The sequence below is a fragment of the Microcoleus sp. Pol1C5 genome (assembly GCF_036701115.1).
In the GTDB taxonomy this organism is placed as follows: Bacteria; Cyanobacteriota; Cyanobacteriia; order Cyanobacteriales; family Microcoleaceae; genus Microcoleus.
In genome coordinates this window covers 35506-45534 of record NZ_JAUBQE010000061.1, presented here as the reverse complement: position 1 = coordinate 45534, position 10029 = coordinate 35506, and the positions used below count along the sequence as shown (strand labels likewise).

The 10029-nt window shown below is 46.3% G+C and carries 8 protein-coding genes and 1 pseudogene; all 9 read right to left on the bottom strand.

Going from position 1 to position 10029, the window contains the following annotated elements; translation table 11 throughout:
* Window positions 1–82 precede the first annotated feature (82 nt).
* Window positions 83–928, bottom strand: a complete 846-nt coding sequence (locus QUA23_RS26495) for an ABC transporter permease (protein ID WP_333078794.1) — start codon at window positions 926–928, stop codon at window positions 83–85.
* A gap of 83 nt (window positions 929–1011) precedes the next feature.
* Complete coding sequence (locus QUA23_RS26490; RefSeq protein WP_333078793.1) at window positions 1012–1923, bottom strand: ABC transporter permease; 912 nt, start codon at window positions 1921–1923, stop codon at window positions 1012–1014.
* 154 nt (window positions 1924–2077) lie between these two features.
* Window positions 2078–3208, bottom strand: a complete 1131-nt coding sequence (locus QUA23_RS26485) for a spermidine/putrescine ABC transporter substrate-binding protein (RefSeq protein ID WP_333078792.1) — start codon at window positions 3206–3208, stop codon at window positions 2078–2080.
* Window positions 3209–3418: 210 nt separating this feature from the next.
* Window positions 3419–4549 carry an ABC transporter ATP-binding protein gene (locus tag QUA23_RS26480; RefSeq protein ID WP_333078791.1) on the bottom strand — a complete coding sequence of 377 codons (1131 nt, stop codon included), beginning with the start codon at window positions 4547–4549 and terminating at the stop codon, window positions 3419–3421.
* Between the two features lie 256 nt (window positions 4550–4805).
* Window positions 4806–5444 carry a DUF4340 domain-containing protein gene (locus tag QUA23_RS26475; RefSeq protein WP_333078790.1) on the bottom strand — a complete coding sequence of 213 codons (639 nt, stop codon included), beginning with the start codon at window positions 5442–5444 and terminating at the stop codon, window positions 4806–4808.
* Between the two features lie 246 nt (window positions 5445–5690).
* The gene (locus QUA23_RS26470) at window positions 5691–7751 is read right to left on the bottom strand and encodes a Gldg family protein (protein ID WP_333078789.1); all 2061 of its coding nucleotides are present in this window, start codon (window positions 7749–7751) and stop codon (window positions 5691–5693) included.
* Between the two features lie 44 nt (window positions 7752–7795).
* Window positions 7796–8698, bottom strand: a complete 903-nt coding sequence (locus QUA23_RS26465) for an Rpn family recombination-promoting nuclease/putative transposase (RefSeq protein WP_333078788.1) — start codon at window positions 8696–8698, stop codon at window positions 7796–7798.
* A gap of 114 nt (window positions 8699–8812) precedes the next feature.
* Window positions 8813–9604: an ABC transporter permease gene (locus tag QUA23_RS26460; RefSeq protein ID WP_333078787.1), complete on the bottom strand. Its 792-nt coding sequence runs from the start codon at window positions 9602–9604 to the stop codon at window positions 8813–8815.
* Window positions 9605–9653: 49 nt separating this feature from the next.
* Window positions 9654–10029, bottom strand: a pseudogene (locus tag QUA23_RS26455) (ATP-binding cassette domain-containing protein); the annotation flags it as partial.

Genomic DNA, 10029 nt, shown 5'->3' with positions numbered 1-10029 from the left:
GAAGTTATTGCTTCTTTAACAGGATGGCAATTTATTTTAGATGCCATATCTGTAGCAGGATTTTAGGAAACTGGTATAAGGACTAATGAGTCCGTTTTTGCTCGCCCCGGCCGCGCAAATATTCCGCTAAAAATGCCAATCCTCCCGAACCTACTATTAAGAGCACGCTCAAAGCATTAATATCCGGTTTTACCCCAGTCCGAATCCGGCTAAAAATTTCCATCGGCAGAGTTGTAGTCCCGCTACCTGCGGTAAAACTCGCAATTAAAAAATCGTCCATGCTGAGGACAAAAGACAGCAGACAACCCGAAACAATTCCGGGTATTAATTGAGGGAGCAAAACCTGAATAAAAGCTTCAACAGGCGTTGCGCCCAAATCCAAGGCAGCCTCTTCTAAATACGGGTTTAAATCAGCCAATCTAGTAGAAACAGCTAGGGCGATGTAAGCCAGACAAAACACAATGTGAGCGGCGACTATTGTCCACAAACTCAGAGGAATAGCCAACGCCGCTAAAAATACCAGAGTAGCAACCGCAGTCGCAATATCTGGAATAATAATCGGCAAGTAGGAGACTCCCTGATATAAACTCTTGCCTGGAAAGCGGTAGCGGGCTAAACCAACTGCCATCAAAGTGCCGAGTACAGCCGAGATTGCAACTGCACAAACAGCGACTGTTAAACTGTTTCTCAGGGCAACTAAAATCCGCGTATCGCTAAATAATTTAACGTACCAATCTAAAGTAAATCCTTCCCAACCGGCGCTAAAACGCGATTTGTTAAAGCTGTAAAATGTGAGTACCAGGATGGGCAGGTACATATAAAAAAACATCAAAACGGCAAATATTACCTGCCAAGAAATCTTAAATTTAGGTTTTAAGTACATATCGGCTTGTATTTCCTCCTGTGGATTTTCGGCTGTCTTTTCCATTTCTCGGTTATCGGTAATTGGTAATTGTTAATTTGTTAGGATTGTTTTCTTCCTTCTTCCTTCTTCCTTCTTCCTTAAACATCCTAAACTGCATTACGATCGCCATATTTGAGCAAGAGGGCAATTCCGATACTCACTGCAAAGATTAATACCATACTCAGAGCAGAACCCAGCCCCCAATTTTGAGTCGCCCCCAAAAACTGATTGTAAATCAAACGAGCCGCCGTCATACTCGAAGCTCCACCGAGCAACTCCGGATCGACAAAATCGCCCAAACTGCTAATAAATACTAGCAAAGAACCCGCAGCAATTCCCGGCATCGTCTGAGGTACTGTCACTTTCCAGAAAGTTTCCACTGGATTCGCACCCAAATCCTGAGATGCTTCTAGCAACCTGCGGTCTAACTTTTCCAAAGAAGCGTATAGAATTGTCACGATATAAGGCAAATAACTGTAAGCCATGCCGATTAAAACTGCGGAACTTTGATTAAGCAATTCTAGAGGAGGAATGCCTACAAGTGCCAGCACCGAGTTGAGAACCCCCGTAGGACGCAGAATTGTAATCCAAGCATACGATCGCAAAAGCGAAGAAGTCCACAGCGGCAACACAAACCCTAACAAAGTTAAATTCCGCCACTTTTTCGAGACATTGAGGGCGATCCAGTAAGCGACGGGAAATCCTAGCAGCAAACACAGAATAGTAGTCCCCGTTGCGAAAAAGAGCGATCGACCCATCACCTGCAAATTCAGCGGCTCAAACACTCGCAGGTAATTGCCGATTCCCGAAGGATTCACCAAATCTCCTGGCTTAATATTCGGCACCAAACTAAGCTGAAAAATCACCAGGGTTGGTATGACTAATAATAAAAGCAGCAGCAAGCCCGAAGGGCCGAGCAATGTTAGTGGCCCAGCCCAAGCAGACCACGGGGAAACAGTTTCAGCCTTCAAAGAAGAATTGGGAGGAATAGGAGGGGGAGTTCTAGTTGAAACAGCCATAGATCAATTTTTTTGAGTTTTTAACCGCTGATGAACGCGGATTAACGCGGATATAATACGGATAGAGTGGGCGCTCTGCTGTGCGGGGGCGAGTTTGTGTAAATATTGGGTTATAATTAGAGATGGCCTGTAAAACCCGCCCTCGGTTTGATGATTAGCCGCTGGTTAATTGAGTCCAATAGCGATCGTACACGTCTATAAATTTTCCTACCGGAGCAACACCTTCGCAATTTTTCAAAGTAGCCTCAGAAGGGAAAAGAATTTCATTTTCGCGGACTTCCGGCGTCAGCAAACTAAAAGCATCTTCCGAAGGAGTTGAGAAACTGAGCCGTTCTACTAAAGAAGCAGCGACATCGGCTTGCAGCATAAAGTTAATCCACTTATAAGCTGCTTCTGGATTGGGAGCACCTTTAGGAATTACTAAAGTGTCAGTCCACAGAGAAGAACCGCTTTTTGGCACAACATAGCGCAATTTGTCATTATCTGGAATTACCTCATTAGCATCAGAAGAATAACACATAGCTACCTTCAAATCCCCCGTCAGCATTTGCGGCCGCCAAGCATCAGTGGTAAAAGATGCGATCGCCGGTTTGAGTTCCACCAACTTTTCGTAAGCTTGTTTCACTTGCTCTGCGTTCGTAGAATTGAGAGAATAGCCCAACATCCGCAGCGCAGCACCCATCACTTCTCGAACATCATTTGCCAGCGTCATTCGCTTTGCTAACTCCTGTTTATGCTGCCACAAATAGTCCCAATCTTCTGGCTCTTCTTTGAGTTGTTCGCTGTTGTAAATTAAGCCTGTGGTTCCCCAACTCAAAGGCACGCTGTAGCGGTTTCCTGGGTCATAAACAGGGTTTTGGAACTGTTTTTTGAGCCGATCGAGTCCGCCCAAAATCGAGTGGTCTAATGGACTCAACAGCCCCAGTTCCGTCATCTGAATCACCATGTAGTCAGACGGGTAAATGATGCTGTAGGCCCGACCACCGCCAGCTTGAACTCTAGCCAGCATCGCCTCATTGGAGTCAAATACATCTGCAACCACGCGAATGCCGGTTTTTTCGGCAAAGCGATCGAGCAAAGCTTCATCGGTATAGCCTGCCCAAGTATAGATGAAAAGTTTGTCTGCCGAACCTTTGACGGGAGGAGCAGATTGTACGTCTGCAAGTCGCCAGCCACAACTCGAAAGAGCTAAACCGGAAATTGTGGCCGCCGAATTTTTTAGGAACTGACGGCGTGTAGAATTAGCCGGGAAAATCCTGGAAATTGGTAAGTTAGTCGGAGGCACAGTTAGATTTTAGATTTTAGATTTTAGATTTTAGATTGGGGAATTGGGGATTGGGAAATTCGATTTTAGATTTGAGAATTTGTAATAAGGAATAATTGGAAATGGGGAAATTCTCCCCTTCTTCCTTCTTCCTTCTTCCTTCTTCTTGATATCCGTTACATCCGTTACATCCGTTACAGAGTCCGTTGCCGAACTTCCTTCGTTTCCCAATTATGCTCGATCGGTCAAAGCGAGACAATCAGTAGTTCCCCAATAAGCGTAAATCGGCGTGTGCGGATCTGGGAAAGAACCGCCGGTATTTGGCTGGCGCACAGTAATTTTATCGCCCGACGCCAACTCAACCACGTAATGAACGTGCGTGCCCATGTACATAGTATTTTTGAGCCGCCCTTCAAAACAGTTGACCGACACTTCCGGCTGGTAGAGATTCAAATATACTTTTTCGGGCCGGACGCTGACCACCACAGAGTCGCCTGTGACGCCACTCCACATATCCGACTGCTGAACGACTATTTTCAGATTGGCTGATGTGCGAACTGTGATAGTCGATCGGTCGATCGATTCTACCGTACCCGCAAACAAATTCGTATCGCCAATAAAATCGGCCACAAAAGCCGTCTGCGGGCACTCATAAATTTCTTCAGGAGAGCCAATTTGCTCAATCCTCCCCTCGTGCATCACCGCAATCCGGTCAGACAGACTCATCGCCTCTTCTTGGTCGTGAGTCACCATCACAAAAGTCAAACCCAATTCTTGATGCAAATTCGACAGTTCCAACTGCATCTGCTTCCGCAACTTCAAATCCAGAGCACCCAAGGGCTCGTCCAGCAGTAAAACCGCCGGTCGATTTACCAGAGCTCTCGCCAAAGCCACCCGCTGCTGCTGGCCGCCCGACATTTGACCGGGAAACCTGTTGGCGAAAGATTCCATTTTCACCAATTGCAAAACTTCCCGTACCCGTTCTTCAATTTCTGCTTTCCCCAGCTTTTTGATCCGCAATCCAAAAGCGATATTGTCCCAGACATTCATGTGTCCGAACAAAGCGTAGCTTTGAAAAACAGTATTTACCGGACGGCGGTAAGCTGGAGTGTTGGTCATCGACTGGCCCCGAATCATCAATTCGCCCGCCGAGGGAGTCTCGAACCCAGCGATTAAGCGCAGCGTCGTAGTCTTGCCGCAGCCGCTAGGCCCGAGGATGCTAAAAAATTCTCCTCGGCGGATGTTGAGGTCAACTCCGCGGACTGCGGTTTCGCCGTTAAATACCTTAAAGACCTTGCGGAGTTCAACGTCAAGCGCTGTATCCGTTGCTGTCGTACCTTGGTTGAGTGCTGTCTGAAACATATTCGCCCTTTCCTGGGGGTAATGCACGCCACTTAAATACAGTTTAAGTTTAGACTTTTCTGTATTTTAGGTGAGGAATGTTAGATGTAACAGGTTTTGGGATTTGTTCTTTAAATTCTATCCCAGAGCGCACCATTGTCAGCAACAGGCTTTCGGGCCTGTTCTACAAGAAAATGCACTCTTTGTGGAACAGGCATCTTGCCTCTTCATAAAAGGCTTATTGAGAATGGTGCAACATCTCAGATCGATCTGCCATCTATTGATTCTCAGGACTTGGCGTGGGAGAGGGTTTTTGCGGTTTCTCTGTTTTGGGTGCTTCTGCTTTTTTCCACTCTGACAAAGGTCGCTGAGTGGCATTTTTAAAGTCAAAAGGTACTAGCAGCACGGGCAAATTTTCGGTTGAATTTTGAGGGGGCGCTTCCGGCGGATTGGCTTGAGCGTACAAGAAGCGGCCGCTAAAGTCTGTTTTGCCTAAAACTAGGCGGTGAGTTTCCTGGTTGTCCAGTTTTACTGTGACTGTAGCTTGGGGTTGGTCGAGACCGAATTCTGGCAGTTGAGCAGCAGTAATATTAATCGTGCGATCGCTCTTTCCTGTTGCCAGCCTGTCGAGCAAAAAATCCACCGATGCCTGACTCGCGTGTGCTTGCACTGGCAATTTCATTTCCCAGCTAGACTTGCCTCCTTTTGTAGCATAAACTCGTTCAAAAGTCAATATTTTTTCGGGAGTTTTGACTGTAAAGAATTGTATGCGATCGGACTTAAAAGCAAAAATTTTCTGTTTTTCTTCCTTAGCGGCTTCCTGTTTCGGAGATACTTGCATCTCGAACAAAGCAACCAACCCCGTCATGCTCAGCGCGACGGCTATCAATACTAATGTATTTTTCTGCAATTTCATAGTAACAGCGAATTCGGCATGGTAATGGGGAATGGGGAATGGGCAATTGGTAAGAGACGCACCCTAGGGAAATTAGGAATTAGGAACTTGTACGCTCGCGTAGCCGAAGTATTAGGAATTGACAATGGGTAAGGTGCGCGCGGTCGCGCACCTTACGGAATTAGGAATTGGTAATGGGTAAGAGGTGGAAAAACCAGAAAGAGGCAAATAAATCCGTTAAATTCCTTAGAGAATTTGTTGGCGAACTTATCTTCTCTTCCACCAGATAGCGCCGCCAATTCCCAGTCCGAGTAAAGGCCAAATTAGCCAAGCTAACACCAGCAATCCTACTTGGATGGTCGTCATGTTAATACGGCGGTTGGTAGCTTTTTTCGGACTGATAGAAAAGCTTTGCTGGTCTGGTTTACTCAACCAACTGACAGAATTGAGAAACACGTCGCTATTGAGTTGTTGGTCAAACCAACCGTTAGTCACAAATTGAGATGTACCAATTATTACCATTCGCGATGTTTTTCTAGGAGTTGAAGGCGCGGAAGGAGTTGCGGTTGGACTGGGAGATGCTGTGGGAGATGCTGCGGGTGTTGGTGTTGGCGAACTTTCTGCCGATTCTGTGGGAGATGCTGTGGGAGATGCTGCCGGTGTTGGCGAAGTCGTCGGTAATGCTGGAGGCGTAGCTTCTTGCGAGACAATCACTGAATAGCTGATTGGGGAAGCTGTTGGCGAAGTTGTCGGCGATGGGGAAGTTGTCGGAGATGGGGAAGTTGTCGGAGATGGGGAATTTGTCGGCGATGGGGAATTTGTTGGCGATGGGGAATTTGTTGGCGATGGCGAAGTTGTTGGCGATGGCGAATCTGTCGGCGACGGTGAATCTGTCGGCGATGGTGAATCTGTCGGCGATGGTGAATCTGTCGGTGATGGTGAATCTGTCGGTGATGCTTGGGGTGAAGGCGAGGGCGAAGTTGTCGGTGATGCTTGGGGTGAAGGCGAGGGCGAAGTTGGTGTTGGTGAAGGGGAGGGCTTTAAGGGAGTGCTGTCAGTGGACGATCGAACTAAAGCTACACCTAATAATAGCGGGCCTTGTCGATCGGTCTTTTGATCGAACTCCAATTTCTTAGTCGTCAAATCGCTTTCCGCCCAACTTTCCTGACTCGTCCAAATCAGCGGTTTTTCCTCTATCCCTTCTACTGGCGAGGTTTCCAAAGCACGCGCAAATGGATAAAATGAAATACCGTTGCCAAAACTTTGAGTAATCGGATGTTCGCCGTAGCGCCTGACTGTGGGAACCGTAGGGCCCAGGCCAAATCTTTGACCAGTGCCCGAAGCATCAATGGCCAAACGGGTGTCTAGTTTGACGCCCCATTCTTGCAGCAATTTGTCCATTCCCGTATCAATTGCCGGGTCTACCATTAACAATAAACTGCCGCCGCGATCGAGATAAGCTCTTAGTGCTTTAATTTCTGTATCGGAAAAGGGTTTGTCCGGCCCGGGAACGATTAAAGCATCTGCATCTTCTGGCACTTCTTTGCGTTCGGTCAAATTCAGTGTTTGGGCGTTGTAGTATTTATCTTTCAGAGCTTTTTCAGCTTGCTGAATTCCGCCTTGACCTTCCTGTAGCGGGCGGGCTCCTTTGCCTTGCAAAAAGTAAACTGTAGCAACGCGAGTGCTCAGGATTTCTTCTAAGCCATTGGTAAGTTTTATCTCTGAAAGACCTTGATTTGGGTCGCTACCAAAAGCAGTGCCACCTTTTTGCAGTACCTGTTTTTTGTCGCCGGATTGCAGGTAAACTTCTCCGATGCTGGTAATGCTAAACTCCCGCGCTTTTCCAGGTTGGGCCTGCGGGTCAACAAACTCGAATTGGAACTTGTCGCCTCCCTCGCGTTTGTAGCTTTGCAGCAATTCTTTAATTTGGGGGTTTTGGATGGGGTCAAATACCCAAACTTTGACTGTTTGTTGCAGGTTTCGCAGTATTTGTTGAGTCTGCGGGGCCAGGGTAAATTGTTGGCTTTCTGTTAAGTCGATGCGGACGGGATAGCGAACGGCTATGAAGTTAATTACTCCGAGAATCACAAAGACGGCGAGGGTAGCAATCAGGGCGTTGGTGCTGGCTTGAGTGGAACGCTGGCCCCAAAAGCTTTGTTCGTAACTCAAATATAGCAGCCAAAGTGCGATCGTCACTGCTCCGGCAATAACTAAACCGACTGTCAGGGGGTCCCATACTCCAGATACAAGTGCTGCTGTTACCCCCGCTGCGATGAGGAGGGGGCCCAGCAAAAAAACATATTTCCAATTTGTTTTGCTAATTTTCATAGGGTAAATATTGAGGGAAAAATTTCCGGGTCGAGGATGTTATTCTATATCGCATTAGCCTGCAACCATGCTGTTAAATCTGACGGCTTGTTGAAATCCAGCACGGCATCTCCTAGTTCTTCTAATTCCTGTATACCTAATTGACGGATGCAGTTTTCGGTTTCCGGTTGTATTGTGCCTAATCGCTTCACTAGCTGACGCAATATTAACGATAGTTGAGCTGTTTTTGTCACCTGTTCTCTTGCTACATCTATGGCAATCTGCTGGTCTTGAATCCACAGTTCTTGCTTCTGCAATTCATTTAATTCTTCCTGAGTGAAGTTTTCCTCGCTGGCAATTCTAAAAGCTTTCTGAATTTCGGGAACTGCACTGAGTATTTCTGGTACTGTCTCCAGAGTGCTGGTATTTTCGAGAAAGTAAATCCATTGATCTGCGGCTGTTTCTAATTCTGCTAATTCCTTGCTAAATTTGGGCAGTTCGATAAATACTAATTCTATTTCAGTATCTGGACACTCAAACTGTTGCTCTTTTTCTTGAAAAACAAACTTTGACATAAATTCCGGCTGATTTTCAAACATTTCAAAGTCGGCAATTTTCAATGAAATTACTGTTTTTAGTCTTTCGTAGCGTTCTTTTCCTGTTAATTGCTGGCTGTAGCTTTTGGCAGCATTGTACAAAACTCTGTTTCCAAAGGAAGGCACGTTGATCAGTTGAATTTCAACTAGAGCGATTCTGCCGCCGTTAATTATGGCTTTGACATCTAGGTGTGTGTCTTGGGTTGCGAGAGTTTGAGGTTCTGGTTGGGAGTCGATTATTTCTAAGTCTTCGATGACGGGCTGTGCTTCATAAAGGATGGCGTTTAAAAAATTAATCAGGATGTCTTTGCTGTCGCTGGAACCGAATATTTTTTTAAACGCAAAGTCGATTTTGGGATTGATAAATCTCATTGTTTGAGGTATTTTGTAGAATGATTCACAGGGAAAAATAACCTTCCCTTTGCTCTTTACTTGTCTTTATTTCGGCAAAAAAAACTTTCTCTGTCTCTGCCTTACCTGATGTTTTTAAGAACGCTGGTATCGCAAGGCATCGATGGATTGGGCGGTCAAAAAGACTCCTAAAATGATGTAACTGGCAAACATAATTAAACTGCTGGTATCGAAAACTCCCTTGACAAGGTTGGTGTAATTTGTTAAGAGCGACAAATGTCCTAATGCTGTGCCGAAGGGGCCACCGATACTGACGGCGACTGCATCGATCACCCAGAGAAATAATACTAGAGTGAAGGTGAGGATGGCGGATAAAATTGTGCTGTCGGTGAGGGAGGAAATAAACATTCCGAGGGACAATACTCCTGCTGCTAGTAAGATTAAGCCGCCATGTCCTAGCAGAAGAACTCCGGGGGGTACGGGTGGGGTTGAGGAACTGAGGGCGATCGCCTCGCAGAACAGCAGGGGCAGCAACATTGTGGTATAAAATGTTAAAACTCCCAGGAGTTTGCCGGTAGCAACTGCCCAGTTTGTTAAGGGCGATGTGGCTAATAGTTCTAAGGTGCCGCGTTTGCGTTCTTCTGCGTAAAGTCCCATTGAGAGTGCGGGTAGTACGAACAAGGAAAGGGAACCCATGATTCGCAGAAAGAGTTGCAGGAATTCGTAGGCTACGTCGATGGGAGGTTCGGTAATTCCCATTTGGTCTCGCTGGCCGATTTGGGGAATTAACCCGTCGGGGGCGAGGAGGATAGCTATTAAAAAGTAGCCGGTGATTAGCCAAAAGACTGCTGCGATGGCATAGGCTAATGGCGAGGCAAAATAGCTTTGTAGTTCTTTGCGGTAAATTGCGATAATATTACTAAGCATTACTAACCTTTAGGAATTGGGAATGGGTAATTGGCCATTGGTAATTGTTTCATTCTGAGTCGCCTGCGGGTGGTGTTTCGCTGCCGTCGCTATCCTGTTGCTTTCTTTCTATTTGTCGCTTTCTGGTAATAGGTGGCTGTTCTGGTCGAGAATCGCTAGTTGGTTGTGGCTTTTTTTTAAGTGGCCGTTTTTTTACAACTGGTTCGGATTCTGGTTGAGAACGTTCGCTCGACTTTTGTGAATCTAAAATCGGTTCGGATTCTGGTTGAGAACGTTCGCTCGACTTTTGTGAATCTAAAATCGGTTCGGATTCTGGTTGAGAATGTTCGATCGACTTTGGCGCATCTAAAATCGGTTCGGGTTCTGGTTGAGAAGGCTCGCTCAACTTTGGTGTTTCTGAAACTTCGAAATTTTCGACAATCGGT

What these genes read in the sequence shown, in the direction of transcription:
- QUA23_RS26495 (WP_333078794.1), bottom strand. Translation starts at nt 928, where the DNA reads ATGGAAAAGACAGCCGAAAATCCACAGGAGGAAATACAAGCCGATATG.
- QUA23_RS26490 (WP_333078793.1), bottom strand. Translation starts at nt 1,923, where the DNA reads ATGGCTGTTTCAACTAGAACTCCCCCTCCTATTCCTCCCAATTCTTCT.
- QUA23_RS26480 (WP_333078791.1), bottom strand. Translation starts at nt 4,549, where the DNA reads ATGTTTCAGACAGCACTCAACCAAGGTACGACAGCAACGGATACAGCG.
- QUA23_RS26475 (WP_333078790.1), bottom strand. Translation starts at nt 5,444, where the DNA reads ATGAAATTGCAGAAAAATACATTAGTATTGATAGCCGTCGCGCTGAGC.
- QUA23_RS26470 (WP_333078789.1), bottom strand. Translation starts at nt 7,751, where the DNA reads ATGAAAATTAGCAAAACAAATTGGAAATATGTTTTTTTGCTGGGCCCC.
- QUA23_RS26465 (WP_333078788.1), bottom strand. Translation starts at nt 8,698, where the DNA reads ATGAGATTTATCAATCCCAAAATCGACTTTGCGTTTAAAAAAATATTC.
- QUA23_RS26460 (WP_333078787.1), bottom strand. Translation starts at nt 9,604, where the DNA reads ATGCTTAGTAATATTATCGCAATTTACCGCAAAGAACTACAAAGCTAT.